Source organism: Streptomyces sp. JLBT605 (genome assembly GCF_058215555.1).
Genome location: NZ_CM177087.1, coordinates 1962168 through 1984255 on the forward strand (window position 1 = coordinate 1962168; position 22088 = coordinate 1984255).

Sequence of the window (22088 nt, forward strand, 5' to 3'; positions counted from 1 at the left end):
GGGGCCGGGCCTTGCCGCGTGCGCGTACTAGGCTGTTCGCATGTACTTCACCGACCGTGGCATCGAGGAGCTGGAGAAGCGACGCGGCGAGGAGGAGGTCACCTTCGAGTGGCTCGCCGAGCAGCTGCGGACCTTCGTCGACCTGAATCCGGACTTCGAGGTACCGGTGGAGCGGCTGGCGACCTGGCTGGCCCGCCTCGACGACGAGGACGAGGACTGATCCCCCGGCCGGCCGACTCCGGCGGGGGCGTTACGCCACCTCCGGGCCGCGGCCCGGAGCCTGGGCCTCGGTGTCGAGCCGGGGATCGGCGGCCAGCACCGCCTGCTGGAGGCGCTGGAGCCTGACCGAGGGTTCCAGCCCGAGCTGCTCGGTCATGGTCTGCCGCAGCCGCTGGTAGGCCGCGAGGGCGCGGACGCGCTGGCCGGACCGGTGCAGCGCGAGCATGTACTGGCCGTGGATCCCTTCGTGGAAGGGGTGCTCGACCACCAGTGAGGCCAGGTCGCTGAGCGCCTCCTGATGACCGCCGAGCCGCAGCCTGAGATCGATGCTCCGCTCGGTGACGGTGAGCCGGGACTGCTCCAGCCGGGCGACCTCCGCCTGGAGCGGACGCCCGTGGACCACGTCGGCCAGGGCGCGGCCCTGCCAGACGGCCAGCGCGCGGCGGTAGGCGGTGTCCGCGGCGCGTTCGTCACCGGCCTGAAGGGCGCGGTCGGCATCGGCGACCCGATCGCGGTACTCGTGCACGTCGAACCGGCCGGAGGACAGCAGGAAGCGGTAGCCGCCGGAGGTGGTCCGCAGGATGTCACGGGCCACCACGGAGCCGGGGACCTCCATCACCCGGGCGAGTTCTTTGCGCAGGCGCAGGATGTAGGTCTGCAGGGTCGTCGGGCCGGTGCGCGGTGGGTCGTCACCCCACAGCTCGGTCATCAGGGTCGCCGCGGGCACCACCCGGCCGTCGTGGAGCAGCAGCAGGGCGAGGGCTTTCCGCGGCTTCATCGCGCTCGGCACGGCGGAGTGCGTGCCGTGGCGCAGTGTCAGCGTTCCGAGGACGTTCGCGTAGATGGTGGCCACCTCCTCAGAGTTCACCCGCGGTGGTTGCGCACAAACGGTTCGGCGGCCTTCTCGTGGCGGACCGCGGGCCGGGCCGCCGGGCCCCGGCTCGGTGGGGGCCCGGCGGTCCGGTGACGCGGCTCAGCTTCCGACCAGCGCCGGGGTCGGCTCGTGGCTCGGCTCGTGGCTCGGCGCCAGGCCCGGCTCGCGGACCGCTCGCGCGTCGCTCTCGATCAGCTCGTGGAAGGCCACGGTGTCGAAGATGTCCTCCATCCGCGTCGCCTTCCCGTCCCGCATGGTCCAGGAGTGGACGAAGTTCAGCGTGGCGGTGTTGCCGCCGCGGCTGGTCACCTCGCGGGTGCCGAAGACCACGACCCGGTCGCCCTGCTCGATGAACTCCCGCGGGTTGAGCCTCATCCCGCCCAGTACGCTCGGCACCCGAGCCAGGAACTCCCTGATCCCGGCGTGGCCCAGCTTGGTGCCGCCCAGGCCGTAGGCGGCCATCCCGTCCGGGTGGACCCACTCCACCTCGGGGTGCATGACCGACAGCACGGCCGCCACGTCCCGCTCCCGGAACCCCGCGTAACTCCGCTGGATCGCCGCGATGTTCGCGGAGGTGGTGGCGGTGCTCGCGGAGGTGTCGGCGGTGCTCGTGGGGGTGTTCTCGGACGCCATCGTCCTCGCTCCTCAGTTCTTGATGTGCTCGGGGTACAGCGCCTCGACGGTACGGCGGATGCCCTCCCGCCAGTCCACCCGGCAGGGGCCGGTGAGCTCCAGCCGGCGGGCCGGGTCGAACCGGTAGGTCTCCCGGGTGACCTCGCGTCGCACCAGATTGGCTCGGACCCCGGTCAGCTCCTCCAGGTAGCGCACGCAGTCGGTGATGCCGACCGCCTCGTCGCCGCCCCAGTTGACGACGGTGGCCGGCACCGACGCGGCCTCCCACAGCCGCGGGACCTGCCGGACCAGGTCGTCGGTGTACAGCGGGGAGCACCAGTTCTGGCCCTGCATGGGTACCGGGATCGGCTCACCGGCGAGCATCCGCTGGAAGTAGAGCATGGGGACTCCGCCGTAGCCGCTGGGGCCATAGGCGATGTTGAGCCGGGCGATGGTGGTCGGCAGATTGAGCACGCCGGCGAAGGCGCGGACCGCGCCCTCGGCGGCGATCTTCCCGACCGGGTAGGCCGGAAGCCAGTCGGCGACCCCGTCGATCGGGTCCGACTCGGTGTACGGGTGGTCCAGGGTCCGGCGCTTGTACAGCGCTCCGGTGGAGACGAACAGAAACGCCTCCGCGCTCCGGCAGTGGGTCATCAGCCGGCCGCAGGCCACCGAGTTGATCTCGACGGCGGCGTGGAAGTCACCGTCCTCGCCGCGCCGCACGGCGGAGTGCAGGACATGGGTGAAGTCGGTGGGCAGCCCCTCGTACGCCGATTCGCCCTGGTCCGCCATGTCCCACCGGAAGGTGGTGATCCCGTGGGCTTGGAGCGCCTTCTCGGAACCGGGCTTGCCGAACCGGCCCAGGCACCACACCTCGTTCTGCTCGGCCAGTGCCTCGGCCACCGGCCCGGCCACCTGGCCGGTGGCGCCGGTGACCAGGATCTTCTTCCCTCTCAAACTGTTACTCCCCCTCGTCGGCCTCATCTTCGGCCGGCCGGTCTGCCGTCACCCAGCGCGCGGTCGAGTTCCTTGCGCAGGATCGCCTGGAAGGCCGCGACGTGTTGCGGACTCATCATCGTGTAGTGCTCCCCCGGTACCTCGACGTATCGGTTGGTCTCCGTGGTGTGCTCGTCCCACCTGCGGAGTTCCTTCTCCAGCCAGTCCTCCTTGGTGCCCCGCAGCGGAATGGCGTGGAAGACCGTCATCGAACGGACGGTGCCGCTGGGAGTGTAGGCGCGCCCCAATGAGGTGAGCCCATGGGCCAGCTCCGCCCAGGCGGTGAACTTCGCCTGGTCCAGGTCGAGATCGGTCAGCCGGTCCGGGCGGGCCGCCCGCATGAAGTGCGCCATCTGCTCACGCCGGGGCAGCGGCCGCAGCCGCGCGGGGAGGTCCATCGCCTCCTTCTTGCCGATGAGGTCCAGGAAGTGGGCGAGGTTGGCCGCGGTCTCGACGAAGTCCAGCTCCTCCATCCGGTATCTGATGTGCGGCGGGATGTTGAAACTACCGATGAAGTCCACCCGCTCGCCCTGGGCCTGGAGCGCCTTGGCTATCTCGAAGGCCACCACGCCGCCGTAGGAGTAGCCCGCGACGGCGTACGGGCCCTGCGGCTGCCGCTCGCGGATGGCCGACACATAGGTGGCCACCATCTCCTCGAAACTGCCGAAGGGCCGCTCGCCCTCGTCGAAGCCGCGGGCGCGCAGCGCGTAGAACGGGCGGTCGCCGGCGAAGTACTTGGCGAGGTTGACGAAGACCAGGACCTCCCCCACGCCGGGATGGACGCAGAACAGCGGGGTCTTCTCCCCGCCCGTCTGGAGCGGCACCACCGGGTCGTACGCACCGGGTGCGGCGGTGCCGCGGTCCAGCGCCCGGGCCAGCTCCCGCACGGTCGGGGCGGTCAGCACGGTGATGACGGGCAGGCCCGGCACGCCGAGGCGCCGGTCGACCTGGCCGCGCAGCCGCAGGATGTCCAGCGAGGTGCCGCCGAGGTCGAAGAAGCCGGCGGTGACGCTGATGTCCTGGGGTGCCGCGTCGAACAGCTCGGCGTAGATCTCGGTGAGCACCCGCTCGGTGCGGGTCGCCGGCGGGGTGTATCCGCCCAGCCGCCGGCGGGTCAGCTCGGCGACGCGCGCGATGGCGTCGTCGTAGCCGCCGGCCTCCAGCCGCTCCCGCATCCGGTGGCGCAGCGTCTTGCCGAGGCTGGTCTTGGGGAAGGCGTCCTGGGGCAGCGGCAGGATGTGGGCCGGGCGGAAACCCCAGGCCATCACCACGGTGGCGCGCACCGCGGTCAGCAGCCGGTACAGGCCGTCCTCGTCCTCCTCCGCCACCTCCGGGCTGACCGCGATGACCAGCTGCTCGGTGTCGCTGCCGGGCCGGCGGGTGGGGAATGCCGCGACGTACCCGCAGGCCACGTCGGACAGCTGGGCCAGCTCGGCCTCGATCTCGTGGCTGAGGTAGCTGGTGCCGTTGACGATGATGCTGTCCTTGCTGCGCCCCACCAGGGTGAGCCGACCGTCGGTGAGCCGCCCCAGGTCGCCGCTGCGGAACCAGCCGTCGGGGGTGAGGGACTGCCGGGTGGCCGCCTCGTCGCGGTAGTAACCGCTGGTGACCATGGGGCCGTTGAGCTGGAGTTCGCCGACCCGCCCCGCCGGCAGCGGGGTGTTGTCGCGGCCGGCGATCCGGATCCGCAGCCCCTCCACCGGCGTCCCGACACTGGCGAAGTCGCGGCCCGCGTCGGCGGCCGGGAAGTCGCCGCTGTAGACGCTGCCGGCGCAGGTCTCGGTCATCCCGAAGGCGGGCCAGAGGGCCCCGGGGCGCAGTCCGTAGCGGGCGTAGGTGGTGAGGAAGCTCTCACCGGTGGCGACCACATTGGGCTCCCCGCCGCTGACGATGTGCCGCAGCGCACGGAGATCCAGGCTCTCGCCGCCCGCCTCGATTTCCCTTTCGAGCACCTGTGCTGCGGAATTCAGTTTGCCGATGAGAAAATTCGGCGCGAAGGTCATGGTGACCCGGTGGCGGGATATCAGGCGCAGAAACTGCAGCGGCTCGCCGACGATGACCTCGTCTCGCGCGTGCAATTGATCGGCGCCCACGCTCAGTGGCAGCAGATGTGCTTCGAGCAGGGCGGCCACATGGTCGAAGGATATCCAGTTGAGCGTGGTGTCGGCAGCGCTCAGGCGCTGCTTGTCCGCCTTTCCGGCCATGGCGGCGAGCAGGTTGGCATTGCTCAGCATGACCGCTTTGGCATGCCCGGTGGATCCGGAGGTGAGGACCAGCAGGGCGAGGTCGCCGGGGTCCGCGCGGTGGATCCGTGTCGCGGGCCGGGCGCCGCGCAGCCGCTCCAGGAGCGCGATCCGCAAGCCCTTCACGTCCGGCAGTTCGGCCCGCATGGCCTCGGTGGTCACCAGCAGCGGGTGGTCGAGCAGCCGGTTCACGTGGCCGAGCTGGGCCGCCCAGCGCGCCGGGTCGCCGGGCACCGGGACCATCGGGCAGGGGACGAGGCCGCCGAGCAGGCAGGCCCACAGGACGCCGAGGAAGTCCCGCTGGTCGCCGATGAGCAGCGCCACCTTGTCCCCCGGGCGCAGGCCCAGTCGGCGCAGACCGCCGAGGAATTCCCGTGCCGTGTCCAGCAGTTCACCGTGGGACTGGAATACGGACGGGTCGTCGACTCCGCCGCTGAAGTAACGGAGCCCGGCGCTCGGATGGTCCCTGGCCGCCCTCACCAGAATATGGGCGACAGACCAGAAGTCCTGTATGTCTTCCGGCAGCGAAAGCTCCGAAGGTTCAACCGTCATCGGTCGCACCGACCTCTTCCCCTCCCGATTCCGAGGCCATGAAGGTAACAGTCGCGAACATGGGCATCCACGGCCTGCTCGCCACGCTCTAGTCAGGCTCTAGCAGCAACCGCTAGACGACATTAATACGCTGGAATTCCCAACTCCGCTACTTCGGCGGTCCGCTTCGGACACCAGCCAAAGACCCCTGCCGGAGCAGTCCGGCAGGGGTCTTGACGTGAAGCCGAGTCGAGTGTTGCGGTCAGGACGTCACTTTCGTGAGTGAGCGTCAGACGGTCAGGACGATCTTTCCGAAGAGGTCGCCGCCGGCCATCTTCTCGAAGCCCTCGCGGGCCCGGTCCAGCGGCAGCACCGAGTCGATGACCGGCCGCACGCCGCGCGCGGCGCAGAAGCTGAGCAGATCCTCCAGTTCCTCCTTGGTGCCCATGGTCGAGCCGACGACCTTGAGCTCCAGGAAGAAGATGCGGTTCAGCTCGGTGGCCTTGGGGTTGGGTCCGGAGGTGGCGCCCGAGATGACCAGGGTGCCGCCCGGCCGCAGCGCCTTCACCGAATGCGACCAGGTCGCCGCGCCGACCGTCTCGATCACCGCGTCCACCCGGTGCGGCAGCCGCTCCCCCGGCTCGTACGCCGCCTCGGCGCCCAGCTCGACGGCCCGCTTCCGCTTGGCCTCGTCCCGGCTGGTGGCGAAGACCCGCAAGCCCGCGGCGGCGCCCAGCACGATGGCCGCGGTGGCGACCCCGCCGCCGGCGCCCTGCACCAGCACGGTGTCACCGGGGCGCACCGAGGCGTTGGTGAACAGCATGCGGTAGGCGGTCAGCCACGCCGTCGGCAGGCAGGCCGCCTCCTCGAAGCTCAGCTCCTTGGGCTTGGGCAGCAGGTTCCAGGTGGGGACGGCGACCCGCTCGGCGAAGGTGCCCTGGTAGCGCTCGGTCAGGATGGAGCGCGGCTCGCGCGGGCCGACGCCGTGGCCGGTCTGCCCGATGACGGAGTGCAGGACGACCTCGTTGCCGTCCTCGTCGATCCCGGCCGCGTCGCAGCCCAGGATCATGGGAAGCGACTCCTCGCCGAGACCGACGCCGCGCAGCGACCACAGGTCGTGGTGGTTGAGCGAGGCGGCCTTGACGGTGACGGTCGTCCAGCCGGGCCGGGGCTCCGGGGCGGGCCGTTCACCCAATTCGAGCCCGTTGAGCGGCTGGTCACGGTCGATACGTGCGGCGTAGGCAGCGAACATGATCCTGACCCTAGGACCGGGTGGAGCGCCGCGGAACCACACCCGGCTGTGACACACCCCCCTTTTGCCCGTGCGCTCGCAAGGAGGCGGCAAGGAGGCGACGACGAGGCACAGGAGGGGGCGGAAACGCCGAAGGCGGTACGGGCCATCCGGCCGGTACCGCCTTCGTCATGCCCCTTGGGGTTCCGCTCAGCGGCGGGCGACGCCCTCCGCGCGGGCGGCCGCGGCGACCGCGGCGGTGACCGCGGGGGCCACCCGGTCGTCGAACGGGGACGGGATCACCTTGTCCGCGCTCAGCTCGTCGGCGACCACGGCCGCCAGAGCCTCGGCGGCGGCGAGCTTCATGCCCTCGGTGATCCGCGAGGCGCGGACCTGGAGGGCGCCGGCGAAGATGCCGGGGAAGGCGAGGACGTTGTTGATCTGGTTCGGGTAGTCGCTGCGCCCGGTGGCCACGACCGCCGCGTACTTGTGCGCGACGTCCGGGTGGATCTCCGGGGTCGGGTTGGCCATCGCGAAGATGAAGGCGCCGGGGGCCATCTTGGCGACCGCGGGCTCGGGGACCGTGCCGCCGCTGACGCCGATGAAGACGTCGGCGCCGTCCAGGGCGGTCTCCAGGGAACCGGTCAGCCCGGCCTTGTTGGTGAAGCCGGCCAGCTCGCGCTTGACGGAGTTCAGGTTGTCGCGGTCCGGGGAGACGATGCCCTTGCTGTCGCAGACGGTCACGTCACCGATGCCGGCCTCGACGAGGATCTTGGCGATGGCGACCCCGGCGGCCCCGGCGCCGGAGATCACGGCGCGCAGCGAGCCGATCGAGCGGTCGGTGAGCTTGGCGGCGTTGCGCAGGGCGGCGAGGGTGACCACCGCGGTGCCGTGCTGGTCGTCGTGGAAGATCGGGATGTCCACGCGCTCCTGGAGCTTGCGCTCGATCTCGAAGCAGCGGGGGGCGGAGATGTCCTCCAGGTTCACGCCGCCGAAGGAGGGGGCGAGGCGGGCGACGGTCTCCACGATCTCGTCGACGTCGCGGCAGTCGAGGGCGATCGGCACCGCGTCCACGCCGCCGAACTGCTTGAAGAGGATCGCCTTGCCCTCCATGACCGGCAGGGACGCCTCCGGGCCGATGTCGCCGAGCCCGAGCACCGCGCTGCCGTCCGTGACGACCGCGACGACCTGGGACTTCCAGGTGTAGTCGTGGACCAGGTCGGGCTGCTCCGCGATGGCGCTGCAGACCTTGGCGACGCCCGGCGTGTAGGCGAGGGACAGGTCGTCCTTGTCCCGGACGGGAACGGTCGCCTGGACGGCCATCTTGCCGCCCCGGTGCAGCGCGAAGGCAGGATCGAAGGGCTCGTCCTGATCACTGCCGGTTGCGCTCTCGCTGACACTGCGAGGATTAACGATCTCCGCTGACACTGTGTGACCCCTTTGTCGTTTCAGGTGAGGGTAATAGCCGTCCCTGGTTGAGGAACGGGCGGGCACCGCGTCCGCTTCCCCCCGCCGGCAGTCGGCTGCCACGCGGGGGACGACGTACGCCGGGCGCGCCGCACACGCGCCCTGAGCCCCTGGTGAGGGGTGTAACGGTCTGTTCTACCGGAAGAAGGTTTCCGGGGACGAGCGAGTTCTGTCGCGGTTGATGTCGCGGTGCCATACAGATGCTTGGCGTCCGCGCTAAAGCGCGGGTCCAGCCGCCGCCGGACATCCACATGCTGGGACGCCGCGGGGTGAGGAAGCCCTCATTCCGCTTTCGCACCAATGGTCCGGCTCGGTGTTCCGGCCTCGTGCGTTACCGGGGGTCGCCCGTTATCCGATTTTGACATGAGAGGCCCTCGGATCGAACCCGTCCGGATGGCAAGATGCCCAAATCACACGAGGTCGCGACACTCAAAGGTGTGTGCCCCGACCCTCCAGCCTCACCTCACCCCGCAGGAGGACCCGCATGACCGCAAGCACCACCCGTCGCTCTACTACGGCCAGGACACGGCTGGCCGCTGCCGGAGCGCTCGCGGTCACCGGCGCCTTGCTGCTCACGGGCTGTGGCGACCAGCGCGACAAGGCCACCGGAGGGACGAGCAACGGCGCCCCCCTCTTCGGCCTCCTGCCCAAGGAGATCCAGGGCCAGAAGGTCATCAATGTCGGCACGGACGCCAGCTACCCGCCGGTCGAGTTCCGCGAGAAGGGCGACATCCTGGGCCTGGACGTGGACCTGGCGAACGCGATGGGCAAGAAGCTCGGCGTGGAGTTCGAGTTCTCCAACAGCGACTTCAACGGTCTGCTGACCGGTATGAAGGGCGGCCGGTACAACATCGCGATGTCCGCGATGACGGACAACAAGAGCCGCCAGACCGGTGTCGACGCGGACAGCGGCAAGAAGGTCGGCGAGGGTGTCGACTTCGTCGACTACCTGACCGCCGGTGTCTCCATCTACACCCGCAAGGGCGAGGACCAGTCCATCCAGACCTGGGACGACCTGTGCGGCAAGAAGATCGCCGTGCAGCGCAACACCGTCTCGCACGACCTGGCCAAGGCCCAGTCGAAGGAGTGCGGGAAGAAGGGGAAGATCGAGATCGAGGCCTTCGCCAAGGACAGCGAGGCCCAGACCCGGCTGAAGGGCGGCGGCGTCGACGCCGCCTCCAGTGACTTCCCGGTCGCGGCCTACGCGGTGAACACCTCCGGTGGCGGCAACGACTTCGAGCTGGTCGGCGACCAGGTCGAGGCCGCGCCGTACGGCATCGCGGTCGGCAAGGACGACACGCAGCTGCGGAACGCCCTCAAGGCAGCGCTCGACGAGATCATCCGCACCGGCGAGTACCAGAGGATCCTCAAGAAGTGGGGCGCCGAGGACGGCGCGGTGGAACAGGCCATCGTCAACGGTGGCAAGTGATCCCGCCCCTTCCTGCTCGCTCTTGAAAGGCACATTCCGTGACTGTTGACATCGACAAGTCGGGGCCGGAGGACAAGCCGCCGGCCACCGCGCCCGAGGAGATCAAGGCCATCCCGGTCCGGCACTACGGGCGCTGGGTCTCCGCCGTGATCGTCCTCGCCCTGCTGGGGATGCTGGTCGTGGCCTTCTCCCAGGGCAACGTGAACTGGGACGCCATCCCGGACAACTTCTTCAACGAAGAGATCCTCAAGGGCGTCGGCAAGACCATGTGGATCACCATCGCCTCGATGGTGCTCGGTGTGGTCCTCGGCATCCTCCTCGCCGTGATGCGGCTCTCCAAGAACCCGGTGACCCAGGCCGTGGCCTGGGGCTACATCTGGTTCTTCCGCGGCACCCCGGTCTATGTGCAGCTGGTGCTCTGGTTCAACCTGGGCCTGGTCTTCAAGTACATCAACCTGGGCCCGATCTACCAGGACGAGTGGCGCGACTTCATGACCCCGTTCCTGGCCGCCCTGCTGGGCCTGGGCCTCAACGAGGCCGCGTACATGGCGGAGATCTGCCGGGCCGGCCTGCAGTCGGTCGACGAGGGCCAGACCGAGGCGGCGCACGCGCTGGGCATGAGCCACGCCAAGACCCTGCGCCGGGTCGTCCTGCCGCAGGCGATGCGGGTGATCGTGCCGCCGACCGGCAACGAGTTCATCAACATGTTGAAGACCAGCTCGCTGGTGTTCGCCGTGCAGTACTGGGACCTGCTCCAGGGCGCGGACGAGGTCGGCAGCAACACCGGCGCCACGGCGGAGATGCTCTTCCTCGCCGCCGCCTGGTACCTGATCCTGACCTCGGTGCTCAGCGTCGGTCAGTACTACCTCGAGCGGTACTACGCCCGTGGCTCCAGCCGCAGCCTGCCGCCGACCGTGTTCCAGCGTCTCCGTGCGAACGTTCTCTCGCTCGGCCGTCCCCGAGGAGGGATCGCATGACCGCCATGGTGAAGGCCGAGGGCGTTCACAAGTCCTACGGCGCCGTCCAGGTGCTCAAGGGCATCGACCTGGAGGTCGCGCCCGGTGAGGTGTTCTGCCTGATCGGCCCCTCCGGCTCGGGGAAGTCCACCTTCCTGCGCTGTATCAACCACCTGGAGAAGATCAACTCCGGGCGGCTGTACGTCGACGGCGAGCTGGTCGGCTACCGGCAGAAGGGCGACAAGCTCTACGAGCTCAAGGACCGCGAGGTCGCCGCCAAGCGCCGCGACATCGGCATGGTCTTCCAGCGCTTCAACCTCTTCCCGCACATGACCGCGGTGGAGAACGTCATGGAGGCGCCGATCCAGGTCAAGGGCGAGTCCAAGGCGGCGGCGCGGGAGCGCGCACAGAAGCTGCTGGACCGGGTGGGCCTGGCCGACAAGGCCGGCAACTACCCCTCGCAGCTGTCCGGCGGACAGCAGCAGCGGGTGGCCATCGCCCGCGCGCTGGCCATGGAGCCCAAGCTGATGCTCTTCGACGAGCCCACCTCGGCGCTCGACCCGGAGCTGGTCGGCGACGTCCTCGACGTGATGCGGGACCTGGCCGAGGACGGCATGACCATGGTGGTGGTCACCCACGAGATGGGCTTCGCCCGCGAGGTCGGCGACTCGGTCGTCTTCATGGACCAGGGTGTGGTCGTGGAGTCCGGTCACCCGCGTGAGGTGCTGACCAACCCCCAGCACGAGAGGACGAAGTCGTTCCTGTCCAAGGTGCTTTAGTCGGTACGCGGAGGCGGTACGGGCCCACGGGGTCCGTACCGCCTCCGCGCTGTTCGCCGGTGCGGTCAGGCAGCGGTCGCGGGCGCGCGGCTCGCCGGCGGGGATTTCAGGGGTGTCCGAGGGGTCTCCGCGGCGGCGCGGCGACCCACCGGACACCCCTTGGCGCGCGCCCGTCAGCGGCGCGCGGTCCGGAGCCACCTCGTCGCGCTCCGGAACGTAATACCCTCGAAGACGCGGCAGCCATTACCCCTCGGTTCGCCGCGCTGACGTGGGGAGACCCCGGCCACCCGCCGACCGCAGACCGCCCTCATAAGGACCACAAGTGGAACTGGCTTATTACTCGGATCTCGCCGTGCGCCTGGTGAACAGTGAGGAGCCCGTACGCGGCACCGACACGCTGACCTCGGTGGAGGCCGTGCGCGAGCTGTTCGGTCCCCGTCAGCAGGCGGCCCGCCGGGCGACCGACGCCGACGTCACCCGGCTGCGGGCCGTCCGGGGCCGGCTGCGCGCGGTCTTCGAGGCGGCCGCGGCCGGGGACGAGGTGCTCGCCGTGGACCTGCTCAACGCGCTGCTGCTGGAGTTCCCGGTGAGCCCGCAGGTCTCCGGGCACGAGCCGCGCGACGCGGACGGCCGCCCCAACTGGCATCTGCACATCGCCGACCACGCCGCCAACGCGAGCGCCGGCTACACCGCGACCGCCTGTATGGGCCTCGCCTTCCAGCTCACCGAGCTCGGTGTCGACCGGCTGGGCATCTGCGAGGCGCCGCCCTGCCGGAACGTCTATCTCGACACATCGACAAATCGCTCACGGCGCTACTGCTCCGACCGCTGCGCCACCCGCGCGAACGTCGCCGCCTACCGCGCCCGCAAGCGCCTGGGCGCGGACCGGTCGGAGCGCGCCGAGGGACCCGCGGAGACCCGGCGCACCGCGGAAGCCGCCCAGGCCAGCCGCCCGGGCCGGGATTCCTGACCACCCCCGGCGGCTCCGGGCGGCGGGCGCAGCCGCAGCCACACCCGGGCCACCACCAGTTCGTCCGGCACCGCGCCGAACTGTCTGCTGTCGGGCTCGGCGAACGGGTTGTCGCCCAGTACCCACCAGCCGCCCGCCCGCCGCTCGACGGCCCGCTTGACGATCTGCAGGTCCTGCCGGAACGGGTGCTTCACCACCACCACGTCACCCACCCGCACCGACGCGCCATAGCGCAGGACAAGGCGGTCGCCGGGGTACAACGTGGGCACCATCGACGGCCCGCTCACCACCGCCAGCCCGAACGGCAGCAGCCCGCGTTGCTCGCGGTCCTGCTCCGGCCCGCGGTCGCGTACCTGCTCTGGCATCCGGCACCTCCGGTTTCTTCCTCCACCAGGCCCAGGCAGCCCCTGGACTTTTGACCTAAGCCCCCCGGGGCGCCCGAGAAAAGCCTTCCCTCACGGAGTAATCTCGCACCTGAGAAGACGATCACGAGGAAGGACAGCTCTATGCTCTCCCGCCTGTTCGCCCCCAAGGTGAAGGTCAGCGCCCACTGCGACCTTCCCTGCGGCGTCTACGACCCGGCCCAGGCTCGCATCGAGGCCGAGTCGGTCAAGGCAGTCCAGGAGAAGTACCAGGCCAACACGGACCAGGACTTCCGCACCCGCGCCCTCATCATCAAGGAGCAGCGCGCCGAGCTGGCCAAGCACCACGTCTCGGTGCTGTGGAGCGACTACTTCAAGCCGCCGCACTTCGAGAAGTACCCGGAGCTGCACCAGCTGATCAACGACACGCTCAAGGCCCTGAGCGCGGCCAAGGCGTCCAACGACCCGGCCACCGGTCAGAAGGCGCTGGACTACATCGCCCAGATCGACAAGATCTTCTGGGAGACCAAGCAGGCCTGACCCGGCCGCTGTCTCCTGGGGCACGCGCGGCCACCCCGCGCGACGCCGGATGTTCCCGCACCCGGTCCGCACGGCTTCCCCTCCGGGGAGCCACCGCGGGCCGGGTGCGGCCGTCTTCGGCCGCGTGCCCGTCCGCCCGGGGCCGCGGTGGCGGTATCGGGGCGCGCGGCCGCCGGGAAGAACTCAGAACCGCCAGCGGGTCTGGCTGTAGGCGCCCTTGCGGAAGCCGAACACGGTGGTCGGGGTGACCCCGAAGACCAGGGCCCGGCCGCCGGCCTCGCCGTGGAAGGCTCCGTCGCGCACCTCGAAATGCCACTCGCTGCCGTACTTCGCCTCATACGCCGCGGCCAGCCGGCGCAGCGCGGTCTCCTCGGCGACCGGGAGGGCGGCGCCCTCGACGACGAGGTCCAGCCCGTGGCCGAGGGCGTTGGTTCCGGTGGTGACGGCGGCATTGGGGTTGACGCTGAGGTTGTGGGCCTTGCGCTCCCCGGGGCCGGTGCAGAAGTGCAGTGCCCCGTCCAGCCAGACCGCGATCAGCGGGGTGACGTGCGGGCGGCCGTCGGGCCGTACGGTCGACAGCCAGTACAGCTCCGCGCTCTCCAGCAGCTCCAGCGCCTCGGACCAGGCGGTCGGCTCGGCGCCCTCGCTGCTGTACCGGGGGTCAAGCTCGGCCACCGGCTTCCTGTGCGGCATCTGCCTCTCCCTTCCCAGGTGCTGCGCAGCCTAGGAGGGGGGTGGCGGTCGCTGCCGCAGGCGTGCCGCGCGGCCCTGCGGATGGCGCTGCCCCGATGGTCCGGTCGGACGCCCCTACAGCGGGACCGGCTCCCGCTCGGGGGCCCGGACGGGCGGCAGCGGGCTGTCGTTGCGCACCAGCCACTGCCGGTACGCGGGGCTGGCCCAGGCGATCTCCCGGTAGGCGGCGGCCAGCTCGCCGAAGACCGCGTCGATCCCGGGCGGGGCGCCGGGCCCCGCCCGGCAGGCCAGCAGCAGCCGGACCGCGAGCGGATCGCCCACCAGCGGGCGGATGGCGGTGCCGGGCCGGGCGCGGGCGGTGGGCTGGCACGGGCAGACCACCTCACCCGCGGCGACCAGGTCCCCGGCGGTGAGGTAATCGCCGTAGACCACCCGCGGGTTCACCCCGGCGAGCGAGAACATCCGGCGCAGGCCCGCCAGTTCACCGTCCACGGCCGGGTCGACCATCCACTGGTCGCCGGCCAGGTCGGCCAGCCGCACCACCGGCTCGCGGGCGGCCGGATGGGTCTCGGGGAGCACCACGAACTGCGGCTCGCGGGCGACCAGCACGCGCAGCTCCACCCCCTCGGGGAAGCGGAGCGGAGCACCGGCCACCTCGTGTACGAAGGCGACGTCCAGCTGGTGGCCCACCACCATCTGCAACAGAGTGTTCGCGGAGGGGTCGGTGCGGATCGTGGTCTCCGCGTCGGGGAAGCGGAGCCGCAGCCGCCGCAGCCAGCCGGGCACCGCGCGGCTGAGGGTGGAGCCGATCCACAGCCGGGTGGCGTGGCCCTGGCCGACCGCTCTGCGTGCCTCGTCGATCAGGGCGTTCATCTCCGCCACGATCGGCCGGGCCCGGCACAGCACCGACCGGCCCAGCGGGGTGAGCCGACTGCCGGTGCGTTCGCGGGAGAACAACTCGCCGCCGATGGCGTTCTCGATCCGTCTGAGCTGTGTGGTCAGGGAGGGCTGGGTCATGCCCAGCTGCCGCGCGGCCTTGCGCACGCTGCCGCTGTCGGCGATAGCGCACAACGCACGAAGGTGCCTGACTTCGAGCTCCACGGCGGGAGCATAACGGCGCCTTAACACATCGCACCAGGGGATCAAAAGGGCGCGAAACGCGCATCGTCGACCGTTCGCTCGAGGGGCGATAGCCCCGTGCTATCACCCCCTGACATCTCGGCAACAGGGGCTGTTCGGCCAACACTCAGCGGCACCAACAGTTCATCCTTCAAGCCCTCGGGGCACCGCGACGCGACGCCGGGTCGCATCGCTCCGGGGGCCGAACGGACGATGAGGAGCCCCCCACATGAGCTTCCCCAAGCTGGCGGTCGCGGCCACGGCCGGCCTCGCTCTCGCGGCCGGACTGTCCGCACTGCCCGCCTCCGCGGCCACAGCCGAACACAGCACCTCCGTCACCGGCTCCGCCACCACCTCGGGATACACCTCGGACGCGGCCGACCGGGCCGACGCCAAGGCGTTCTTCCGGGCGGTGATGGAGTCGGCCCTCGCCAAGAAGGCCAACCACCGCGGTGCCGAGGCCGTCACCGTCACCTACGACGCCAGTGGCGCGCCGACCTTCCAGGCCCAGATAGCGCGCAGCGCGCAGATCTGGAACGCCTCGGTCGCCAACGTCCGGCTCGTCGAAGGCGGCAACGCCGACTTCGAGTACCGCGAGGGCAACGACCCGCGCGGTTCGTACGCCAGCACCGACGGCCACGGCGGCGGCTACATATTCCTGGACTACGCGCAGAACCAGGAGTACGACTCGACCCGGGTCACCGCGCACGAGACCGGGCATGTGCTCGGCCTGCCGGACCACTACGAGGGTCCGTGCAGCGAGCTGATGTCCGGTGGCGGCCCGGGCCCGTCCTGCACCAACGCGCAGCCCGACCAGAACGAGACGGCCCGCGTGGACCAGCTGTGGCAGAACGGCGTCCGCGCCTTCGACAAGGCGGCCTTCGACAAGGCGGCGTATCGCACGGCCGCCTCCGGCGAGGCCCGCTGACCGACGGCTCAGCCCGTCACTGACGTCCGGTCCGAACCACCCGCGTCAACCGCCGGACCCTCTCCGGCCGGTCATCCCGCTGCCGCACCCGCTCAGCCGAGCAGGTGCGGCAGCGGCATTTCCTCCGCCGTGGCGGCCACCATCCGGCCGTCGGCCGCCACGGCCAGCGCCCCGCCGTCGGCCACCGCCGGATCCTCGACAGCCGGCCCGAGCGCCGCCGCCAGGGTGGGCACCGGTCGCAGCAACTCCACTGCTCCGCAGGCCCGTAGGGTGCGCAGCACCCTCGTGTCGGGGCAGACCAGCCGCAGCAGACCGCCGCGCTCGCGCATCCGCCGGTGGGCGCGGCAGAGCAGAGCCAGACCGGCGCAGTCCAGGAAGGTGACCGCAGTCAGGTCGATGACGACGGCCGGGTCCGGGCCGCCGGTCGCCGCGTCCAGCGACGGGCCGATATCCAGAGTGCCGCACATGTCGATCTCGCCACGGATCTCGACGACGGTGCACAGACCGGCCCGGTAGGTACGGGCGTAGGACGTCGGCGCGCCCTGCCACATCGCGCTGTCAGTTCGGAACGACACGCTGCCCCTCTCCCCCGGTGACATGCTTTGTGAGCGTAAGGACCGAAATCCGCCGGCGACAGCGCAGAAACCATTCACATCAGAAGAAATGCCCTCGTTGGGGTGAACGCGGCCGGAAGCTCATTGACGCGGACCCCGCGGCCGGGTGACGCACGCCGCCCGGGACGGGGCGACGCGTGCGCCCCTCAGCCGGGCCAGGCAGCAGCCGGGTCAGGCAGCCGAGGCCAGATCGTCGAAGACCTCGAAAGCGTCTTCCAGCCGCACGATCCGCAGCAGCCGCCGCAGCCATGGATCGTCGATCACCAGGCGCAGCCTGCCGTCTCGCTCCAGGACCCGGTTGCGGGCCCGGCACAGCACCGACAGCCCCGCGCAGTCCAGAAAGGTGACCCGGCGCAGATCCAGGATGATATCCGGGTGCCCGGTGCGCATCATGCCGTCGAGAACCGGCCGGGCTTGGCCGGCCCCGACGATGTCCAGTTCGCCCGCGATCTCCACGAGCGTCATCCCGCCCAGCGTCCGCTCCCGGATGCCGAAGGCGGACCGTTCCTCCACCATGTCGAACCCCCTACTCGGGGCAGCGTCTTCGCTTGATGTCATACCCACTTATCAACCCAGTCAGTCACACTCCGTCGTGACTCCTTTCCAAACCCCCTGCGTTACCAGCAGGTAATCCGCCCGCAATCCGGCAATCGTGACTGAGCGTAATAATTTCCGATCGTGGACACCGGGTCGGGCACCCCGTCCGGCCGAGTCGTCGGGGGCCGGAAGGGAAGGGTGAAAGCTCCAGATCTTCCGCCGCAAGATTGGTGGATGCCCGCCCATCCGGCTCGGGATCGGCGGCCAAGACTGGAGCCACCGAATCACTGGGTGCGCCGACACACCCGCAGAGGGGGATCGTCCGATGACCGGATCACGTGTGGTGGCGCTCGGCCACTACCAGCCCGCACAGGTCCTCACCAACGACGACCTCGCGGGCATGGTGGACACCAGCGACGAGTGGATCCGCAGCCGGGTCGGCATCCGCACCCGGCACATCGCCCGGCCCGACGAGACGGTGGACGAGATGGCCGCCGCGGCGGCCGCCAAGGCGCTGGCGCACAGCGGGCTGAGCGCCGAGGACATCGATCTGGTGCTGGTCGCCACCTCCACGGCGGTCGACCGGAGCCCCAACATGGCCGCGCGCGTCGCCGCCCGGCTCGGCCTGCGCAGCCCCGCCGCGATGGACCTCAACGTCGTGTGCGCCGGCTTCACCCACGCTCTGGCCACCGCGGACCACACCCTCCGGGCAGGTGCTGCCCGCCGCGCCCTGGTGATCGGCGCGGACAAGTTCACCGAGGCCGCCGACTGGACGGACCGGTCGACCTGCGTCCTGCTCGGGGACGGCGCCGGAGCGGCCGTGGTGGTGGCGACGGACGACGCCGAGGGGGAACGGGCGCCGGGGATCGGTCCGGTGGTCTGGGGTTCGGTGCCGGAGATGGGGCACGCGGTCCGCATCGAGGGCACCCCGCTCCGCTTCGCCCAGGAGGGCCAGGCCGTCTACCGCTGGGCCACCACCCAGCTGCCGCCGATCACCCGCGCGGTCTGCGAACGGGCCGGGGTGCTGCCCGAGGAACTCGCCGCGGTCGTGCTGCACCAGGCCAACCTGCGGATCATCGAGCCGGTGGCGCGCAAGCTCGGCGCGGTCAACGCGGTGATCGCCCGGGACGTCGTCGACTCCGGCAACACCTCCGCGGCGAGCATCCCGCTGGCGCTGTCCAAGCTGGTGGAGCGCGGCGAGATCGAGTCGGGCGCCCCGGTGCTGCTCTTCGGCTTCGGCGGCAACCTCTCCTACGCGGGCCAGGTCATCCGCTGCCCCTGAGCGGCGCCGCCCGCGGCCCGACCCCGCCCCACGCACGCCCTACGGATGCCCCACGGATGCCCCACGCGCGGCGGGAGAGCGCCCGCCGCGCACGTCCCGCGCCGGCCCGTGGAGCCCGCCGGCGCGCGTCCGATTCGTTCAAGACCGGGCGCCACCCGGCTGCCTACGCTGCCGGTATGACACCTCGATTCGACGCCATCGGAATGGTCGCGGCCGACCTGCCCGCGACCCTCGCCTTCTACCGCCGGCTCGGCCTGGACATCCCCGCCGAGGCCGACACCGCACCGCACGTCGAGGCGATGGGACCGGGCGGGGTGCGCCTGATGTGGGACACCGAGAAGACCATCCGCTCCTTCGACCCCGACTGGACGCCGGGCTCCGGGCCGGGCCGTGTCCACCTGGCCTTCGCCTGCGACAGCCCGGCGGACGTGGACAAGGTCCACGCCGAACTGGTCGCGGCCGGAGCCACCAGCGGCAAGGAGCCCTGGGACGCGGTCTGGGGTCAGCGGTACGCCGTCGTTCACGACCCGGACGGCAACGGCGTCGACCTCTTCGCGCCGCTCGCCCCGGCCGGCTGACGCACCGGTCCGGTCAGCTGGCCCAGCGGGACCCCGGTCAGGGCGCGCACCTCGCGCGCCAGGTGCGCCTGGTCGGCGTACCCGCAGGCCGCCGCCACCTCGGCGTACGGCCTGCCCGCGCGGGCCGCCGTCAGGGCCCGGTTCAGCCGCAGCACCCGTGCCAGGGCCTTGGGGCCGTAGCCGAACGCCGCCCGCGACCGGCGGTGCAACTGCCGCTCGCTGAGCCCCACCCGGGCCGCCACCGCGGCGACCGGTGCCCCGCCGGCCAGCCCGGCCAGCACCTCGGCGATCACCGGGTCGGGCGGCGGGGCGGCGCGCAGCCGGGCGAGCGCGGCCTCCTCCAGCACCCCGGCCAAGCCACCCGTGCCACCGGCCTGCCGCGCCCCGCCCCCGTCCCAGTTGCCGCGCAGGCCCTCCGCCCGCTCCGCGGCCGCCTGCCCGGCCTCCCGGGCCTCAAGCAGCGCACCGGTCAGCCGGCGCACCTCGCCGGCCGGCCACAAGGCGTCCAACGGCACCCGGAGATCGCGGAGTTCATCGGCGGGCACCCCGAAGACGGCGGGGCCGGTGCCGGGGGCGAAGCGCAGCCCGGTGAAGCGGGTGCCCGGCGGCGCGTCGGCGAACTGGGCGACGGTGTCCGGCCCGGCGACGATCAGCTTTCCGGCCGAGCCGCTGTCGCACCAGATCAGATCGGTGCAGCCGTCCGGCAGGACGCGCTCCGGGCCGCCGGCCGCGGTCCGCGTCCACATCACCGCTCCGGCCGGTCGCGCGGCCCGTTCCCGGTACATGGCTCCCAGCATCGCAAGTCCCGGCGCGGTGGAGCCGCCCAGGCCTGTCCGCCCCTCCCACCCCGAGGGGCTCCGGTGGGTCGCGTCCCGGCCGTTCAGGGCAACTCACCCGCGGGGCGGGCCCGTCAGGGAACCTCGCGCAGATAGACGGCGCCGCAGGAGTGGCAGCAGGTCTCCTCGGCGACCCCCCACTCCTCGGCGGGGAGGGTCTTCGCGTCGGGGGCGAGTTCGCGCCCGCACATCGCGGTCGTACCGGCGCCGCGGACCATGTGCCAGATCTTGACCGGCGCCCCTGCCACCCGCCCCGAGCTGCCCTCCTCGTACTCCGCGCGCATCTCGTGCAGCATGGCGGTACACCTCCGTTTCCACCATGCGCCCGCGGGGCCGCGCCCCGCCACCCCGGCCCGCGTCGCCCTCCCCGGCGGCGCCCCCCGCTCCCGACGGTCGGCCGGATCGGCTCGCACGGCAGCCGAACACTCCTGTCACAGAATCCGAACAGCTCGTCACAGAGCGCGATTTCCGGGTACAAGCAGGGTGGGATGCAGGCGGCTCGCGGCGGGGCGGCCGCCGCCCGAGCCGAAACGGAGTCGCTCATGTCCTCACCCATGTCCGCGAAGAGATTCCTGGACGCGCTGCGCGACGAGGGCCTGCGGGTCGTGGAGGTCCGCGAGTGGCGGACCCACAACAGGAACCACAAGGGCGAGTGGGGCCCGGTGCACGGCGTGATGATCCACCACACCGTCACCTCGGGCGCCGAGGAGACCGTGCGGATCTGCTACGACGGCCACCACGACCTGCCGGGCCCGCTGTGCCACGGAGTGATCACCAAGGACGGCACGGTCCACCTGGTCGGCTGCGGACGCGCCAACCACGCCGGATCGGGCGACGACGACGTGCTGCGCGCCGTCATCGGCGAGAAGACCCTGCCGCACGACAACGAGCGGAACACCGACGGCAACCGCTACTTCTACGGGTTCGAGTGCGAGAACCTGGGCGATGGCGAGGACCCCTGGCCCGAGGCCCAGCTGGAGGCGATCACGAAGGCCGCGGCGGCGATCTGCCGCCACCACGGCTGGACCGAGCGCTCGGTCATCGGGCACCTGGAGTGGCAACCGGGCAAGGTGGACCCGCGCGGTTTCACCATGGCCTCGCTGCGCGCCCGGATCGCCGAGCAGCTGAAGTGACGGCGCGGCGCGACCGCCACGGGCCGGCGCGGCACGACCGCGGCCGGTCCGCGTGACGCCACCGACTGGCGTGACGCCGCCGGCGGGCACGACGCCCCGGCTCGCGCGTTCCCACCGACCCGCGCGTTCCCACCGGCCCGCGCGACGCCCCCGGCCCGCGTGACAATGGGCTGGTGACCGGCCCCATCCCCGACCCCGACACGCTGCGGCCGCGGCTGCCGTCCCCGCTCCAGGAGCTGGACGACGAGCGGTTCGCGCGCCGCGGCATACGTCTGCTGCTCAAGCGCGAGGACCTGATACACCCGGACATACCGGGAAACAAGTGGCGCAAGCTGGTACCCAATCTCCGGGCCGCCGCCGAGGCCGGACGCTCCACCCTCCTCACCTTCGGCGGCGCGTACTCCAACCACCTGCGAGCCACCGCCGCGGCCGGCCGGCTGCTCGGCTTCGCCACCATCGGTGTCGTCCGGGGCGAGGAGCTTGCGGACCGGCCGCTCAACCCCTCGCTGGCGCGCTGCGCCGCGGACGGCATGCGACTGCACTTCATCAGCCGCGACGCCTACCGCCGCAAGGACGAACCGCGGGTGCGCTCAGCGCTGCGGGACCGGTTCGGCGACTGCTACGTGGTGCCCGAGGGCGGCAGCAACACCGCGGCCGTGCTCGGCTGCGCGGGGCTCGGGCAGGAGCTCGCCGAGCAGCTGCCCGGAAGGCCCGGTTCCGGCACGGCCACGGTGGCGGTCGCCTGCGGCACCGGCGGCACCCTCGCCGGACTCGCCGCCGGACTCGGCCCGGGCCCGGCCGCACTCCAGGCCGGCGAGGCCCGGGCGAGCGTGATCGGCGTCCCGGTGCTGCGCGGCGGGTTCCTCGGCGCCGAGATCGAACGGCTGCAGCACGCGGCCTTCGGTGGCCGGAGTGGTGACTGGCGGCTGACCGAGCGCTTCCACTTCGGCGGCTACGCCCGGCGCGCCCCGGAACTCGACGCCTTCGCCGACGACTTCACCGACCGGCACGGCCTGCCCGTGGAACGGGTCTATGTCGCCAAATTGCTCTATGGGCTCACCGCCCTGGCCGAGGAGGGCTCCTTCGCCCCCGGCAGCACGGTCGCGGCCGTGATCACCGGCACCGACCCGGACTCCTCCACCATCCTCTGACCGGCCGC

The 22088-nt window shown here is 71.4% G+C and carries 24 protein-coding genes; 11 read left to right on the forward strand and 13 right to left on the reverse strand.

What is annotated here, in order from left to right:
• The first annotated feature begins 40 nt into the window (after positions 1 to 40).
• Positions 41 to 220 (forward strand): DUF6104 family protein, encoded by a 180-nt coding sequence (locus AC4BDD_RS08760; protein WP_128557595.1) that lies wholly within the window; start codon positions 41 to 43, stop codon positions 218 to 220.
• 30 nt (positions 221 to 250) lie between these two features.
• On the opposite strand, the gene AC4BDD_RS08765 is transcribed toward AC4BDD_RS08760, so the two are convergent.
• The 6 genes from AC4BDD_RS08765 to AC4BDD_RS08790 all read right to left on the reverse strand — a co-directional run bounded on the left by AC4BDD_RS08765 (position 251) and on the right by AC4BDD_RS08790 (position 8134).
• Positions 251 to 1087 carry an AfsR/SARP family transcriptional regulator gene (locus AC4BDD_RS08765; RefSeq protein ID WP_490690412.1) on the reverse strand — a complete coding sequence of 279 codons (837 nt, stop codon included), beginning with the start codon at positions 1085 to 1087 and terminating at the stop codon, positions 251 to 253.
• A gap of 105 nt (positions 1088 to 1192) precedes the next feature.
• Entirely contained in the window at positions 1193 to 1726 is a 534-nt protein-coding gene (locus AC4BDD_RS08770) for a nuclear transport factor 2 family protein (protein WP_490690413.1), read from the reverse strand.
• Positions 1727 to 1738: 12 nt separating this feature from the next.
• On the reverse strand, positions 1739 to 2662 hold the full coding sequence (locus AC4BDD_RS08775; protein WP_490690414.1) for an NAD-dependent epimerase/dehydratase family protein: 924 nt from the start codon (positions 2660 to 2662) through the stop codon (positions 1739 to 1741).
• 23 nt (positions 2663 to 2685) lie between these two features.
• Positions 2686 to 5496 (reverse strand): alpha/beta fold hydrolase, encoded by a 2811-nt coding sequence (locus tag AC4BDD_RS08780; protein ID WP_490690415.1) that lies wholly within the window; start codon positions 5494 to 5496, stop codon positions 2686 to 2688.
• Positions 5497 to 5764: 268 nt separating this feature from the next.
• Positions 5765 to 6727, reverse strand: coding sequence for a zinc-binding dehydrogenase (locus tag AC4BDD_RS08785; protein ID WP_490690416.1), 963 nt, complete (start codon positions 6725 to 6727; stop codon positions 5765 to 5767).
• A gap of 189 nt (positions 6728 to 6916) precedes the next feature.
• Entirely contained in the window at positions 6917 to 8134 is a 1218-nt protein-coding gene (locus tag AC4BDD_RS08790) for an NAD(P)-dependent malic enzyme (RefSeq protein ID WP_490690417.1), read from the reverse strand.
• Positions 8135 to 8657: 523 nt separating this feature from the next.
• Between AC4BDD_RS08790 and AC4BDD_RS08795 the strand changes: the two genes are divergently transcribed.
• From AC4BDD_RS08795 to AC4BDD_RS08810, 4 genes are all read left to right on the forward strand, one after another.
• Positions 8658 to 9602 (forward strand): ABC transporter substrate-binding protein, encoded by a 945-nt coding sequence (locus AC4BDD_RS08795; RefSeq protein WP_490690418.1) that lies wholly within the window; start codon positions 8658 to 8660, stop codon positions 9600 to 9602.
• Between the two features lie 38 nt (positions 9603 to 9640).
• Positions 9641 to 10579, forward strand: a complete 939-nt coding sequence (locus AC4BDD_RS08800) for an amino acid ABC transporter permease (RefSeq protein WP_490690419.1) — start codon at positions 9641 to 9643, stop codon at positions 10577 to 10579.
• Complete coding sequence (locus AC4BDD_RS08805; protein WP_490690420.1) at positions 10576 to 11337, forward strand: amino acid ABC transporter ATP-binding protein; 762 nt, start codon at positions 10576 to 10578, stop codon at positions 11335 to 11337. The genes AC4BDD_RS08800 and AC4BDD_RS08805 overlap by 4 nt, the downstream gene beginning before the upstream one ends.
• A gap of 322 nt (positions 11338 to 11659) precedes the next feature.
• Complete coding sequence (locus tag AC4BDD_RS08810; protein WP_490690421.1) at positions 11660 to 12307, forward strand: CGNR zinc finger domain-containing protein; 648 nt, start codon at positions 11660 to 11662, stop codon at positions 12305 to 12307.
• Here the strand turns inward: AC4BDD_RS08810 and sodX are convergent.
• Positions 12193 to 12672 carry a nickel-type superoxide dismutase maturation protease gene (gene sodX, locus AC4BDD_RS08815; RefSeq protein WP_490690422.1) on the reverse strand — a complete coding sequence of 160 codons (480 nt, stop codon included), beginning with the start codon at positions 12670 to 12672 and terminating at the stop codon, positions 12193 to 12195. The genes AC4BDD_RS08810 and sodX overlap by 115 nt on opposite strands.
• Before the next feature lie 141 nt (positions 12673 to 12813).
• Between sodX and sodN the strand changes: the two genes are divergently transcribed.
• Positions 12814 to 13209, forward strand: coding sequence for a superoxide dismutase, Ni (sodN, locus tag AC4BDD_RS08820; RefSeq protein ID WP_490690423.1), 396 nt, complete (start codon positions 12814 to 12816; stop codon positions 13207 to 13209).
• A gap of 183 nt (positions 13210 to 13392) precedes the next feature.
• On the opposite strand, the gene AC4BDD_RS08825 is transcribed toward sodN, so the two are convergent.
• Complete coding sequence (locus tag AC4BDD_RS08825; RefSeq protein ID WP_490690424.1) at positions 13393 to 13902, reverse strand: pyridoxamine 5'-phosphate oxidase family protein; 510 nt, start codon at positions 13900 to 13902, stop codon at positions 13393 to 13395.
• Between the two features lie 114 nt (positions 13903 to 14016).
• Entirely contained in the window at positions 14017 to 15003 is a 987-nt protein-coding gene (locus tag AC4BDD_RS08830) for a LysR family transcriptional regulator (protein WP_490690425.1), read from the reverse strand.
• 247 nt (positions 15004 to 15250) lie between these two features.
• Between AC4BDD_RS08830 and snpA the strand changes: the two genes are divergently transcribed.
• Positions 15251 to 15949 (forward strand): snapalysin, encoded by a 699-nt coding sequence (snpA, locus tag AC4BDD_RS08835; RefSeq protein WP_490690426.1) that lies wholly within the window; start codon positions 15251 to 15253, stop codon positions 15947 to 15949.
• A gap of 92 nt (positions 15950 to 16041) precedes the next feature.
• On the opposite strand, the gene AC4BDD_RS08840 is transcribed toward snpA, so the two are convergent.
• Positions 16042 to 16524 carry an STAS domain-containing protein gene (locus AC4BDD_RS08840; protein WP_490690427.1) on the reverse strand — a complete coding sequence of 161 codons (483 nt, stop codon included), beginning with the start codon at positions 16522 to 16524 and terminating at the stop codon, positions 16042 to 16044.
• A 210-nt stretch (positions 16525 to 16734) separates the two neighbouring features.
• Positions 16735 to 17079 (reverse strand): STAS domain-containing protein, encoded by a 345-nt coding sequence (locus AC4BDD_RS08845; protein ID WP_490690428.1) that lies wholly within the window; start codon positions 17077 to 17079, stop codon positions 16735 to 16737.
• Between the two features lie 346 nt (positions 17080 to 17425).
• Between AC4BDD_RS08845 and AC4BDD_RS08850 the strand changes: the two genes are divergently transcribed.
• Together AC4BDD_RS08850 and AC4BDD_RS08855 are read left to right on the forward strand one after the other, a co-directional pair.
• Positions 17426 to 18382, forward strand: a complete 957-nt coding sequence (locus AC4BDD_RS08850) for a beta-ketoacyl-ACP synthase III (protein WP_490690429.1) — start codon at positions 17426 to 17428, stop codon at positions 18380 to 18382.
• Between the two features lie 176 nt (positions 18383 to 18558).
• Positions 18559 to 18960: a VOC family protein gene (locus AC4BDD_RS08855; protein ID WP_490690430.1), complete on the forward strand. Its 402-nt coding sequence runs from the start codon at positions 18559 to 18561 to the stop codon at positions 18958 to 18960.
• Here the strand turns inward: AC4BDD_RS08855 and AC4BDD_RS08860 are convergent.
• Together AC4BDD_RS08860 and AC4BDD_RS08865 are read right to left on the reverse strand one after the other, a co-directional pair.
• On the reverse strand, positions 18903 to 19745 hold the full coding sequence (locus tag AC4BDD_RS08860) for a helix-turn-helix domain-containing protein (protein ID WP_490690431.1): 843 nt from the start codon (positions 19743 to 19745) through the stop codon (positions 18903 to 18905). The two genes, AC4BDD_RS08855 and AC4BDD_RS08860, sit on opposite strands and share 58 nt — an antisense overlap.
• Positions 19746 to 19870: 125 nt before the next feature.
• The gene (locus tag AC4BDD_RS08865) at positions 19871 to 20092 is read right to left on the reverse strand and encodes a hypothetical protein (protein WP_490690432.1); all 222 of its coding nucleotides are present in this window, start codon (positions 20090 to 20092) and stop codon (positions 19871 to 19873) included.
• Positions 20093 to 20338: 246 nt separating this feature from the next.
• Here AC4BDD_RS08865 and AC4BDD_RS08870 point away from each other — a divergent pair, with 246 nt between their 5' ends.
• Both AC4BDD_RS08870 and AC4BDD_RS08875 read left to right on the forward strand, forming a co-directional pair.
• The gene (locus AC4BDD_RS08870) at positions 20339 to 20929 is read left to right on the forward strand and encodes an N-acetylmuramoyl-L-alanine amidase (protein ID WP_490690433.1); all 591 of its coding nucleotides are present in this window, start codon (positions 20339 to 20341) and stop codon (positions 20927 to 20929) included.
• A gap of 173 nt (positions 20930 to 21102) precedes the next feature.
• On the forward strand, positions 21103 to 22080 hold the full coding sequence (locus AC4BDD_RS08875) for a 1-aminocyclopropane-1-carboxylate deaminase/D-cysteine desulfhydrase (RefSeq protein WP_490690434.1): 978 nt from the start codon (positions 21103 to 21105) through the stop codon (positions 22078 to 22080).
• Positions 22081 to 22088: the final 8 nt, after the last annotated feature.

Coding starts and splice junctions, on each gene's coding strand:
- AC4BDD_RS08760 (WP_128557595.1), top strand. CDS start 41: ATGTACTTCACCGACCGTGGCATCGAGGAGCTGGAGAAGCGACGCGGC.
- AC4BDD_RS08770 (WP_490690413.1), bottom strand. CDS start 1,726: ATGGCGTCCGAGAACACCCCCACGAGCACCGCCGACACCTCCGCGAGC.
- AC4BDD_RS08780 (WP_490690415.1), bottom strand. CDS start 5,496: ATGACGGTTGAACCTTCGGAGCTTTCGCTGCCGGAAGACATACAGGAC.
- AC4BDD_RS08785 (WP_490690416.1), bottom strand. CDS start 6,727: ATGTTCGCTGCCTACGCCGCACGTATCGACCGTGACCAGCCGCTCAAC.
- AC4BDD_RS08795 (WP_490690418.1), top strand. CDS start 8,658: ATGACCGCAAGCACCACCCGTCGCTCTACTACGGCCAGGACACGGCTG.
- AC4BDD_RS08805 (WP_490690420.1), top strand. CDS start 10,576: ATGACCGCCATGGTGAAGGCCGAGGGCGTTCACAAGTCCTACGGCGCC.
- sodX (WP_490690422.1), bottom strand. CDS start 12,672: ATGCCAGAGCAGGTACGCGACCGCGGGCCGGAGCAGGACCGCGAGCAA.
- sodN (WP_490690423.1), top strand. CDS start 12,814: ATGCTCTCCCGCCTGTTCGCCCCCAAGGTGAAGGTCAGCGCCCACTGC.
- AC4BDD_RS08825 (WP_490690424.1), bottom strand. CDS start 13,902: ATGCCGCACAGGAAGCCGGTGGCCGAGCTTGACCCCCGGTACAGCAGC.
- snpA (WP_490690426.1), top strand. CDS start 15,251: ATGAGCTTCCCCAAGCTGGCGGTCGCGGCCACGGCCGGCCTCGCTCTC.
- AC4BDD_RS08845 (WP_490690428.1), bottom strand. CDS start 17,079: ATGGTGGAGGAACGGTCCGCCTTCGGCATCCGGGAGCGGACGCTGGGC.
- AC4BDD_RS08850 (WP_490690429.1), top strand. CDS start 17,426: ATGACCGGATCACGTGTGGTGGCGCTCGGCCACTACCAGCCCGCACAG.
- AC4BDD_RS08855 (WP_490690430.1), top strand. CDS start 18,559: ATGACACCTCGATTCGACGCCATCGGAATGGTCGCGGCCGACCTGCCC.
- AC4BDD_RS08860 (WP_490690431.1), bottom strand. CDS start 19,745: ATGTACCGGGAACGGGCCGCGCGACCGGCCGGAGCGGTGATGTGGACG.
- AC4BDD_RS08865 (WP_490690432.1), bottom strand. CDS start 20,092: ATGCTGCACGAGATGCGCGCGGAGTACGAGGAGGGCAGCTCGGGGCGG.
- AC4BDD_RS08870 (WP_490690433.1), top strand. CDS start 20,339: ATGTCCTCACCCATGTCCGCGAAGAGATTCCTGGACGCGCTGCGCGAC.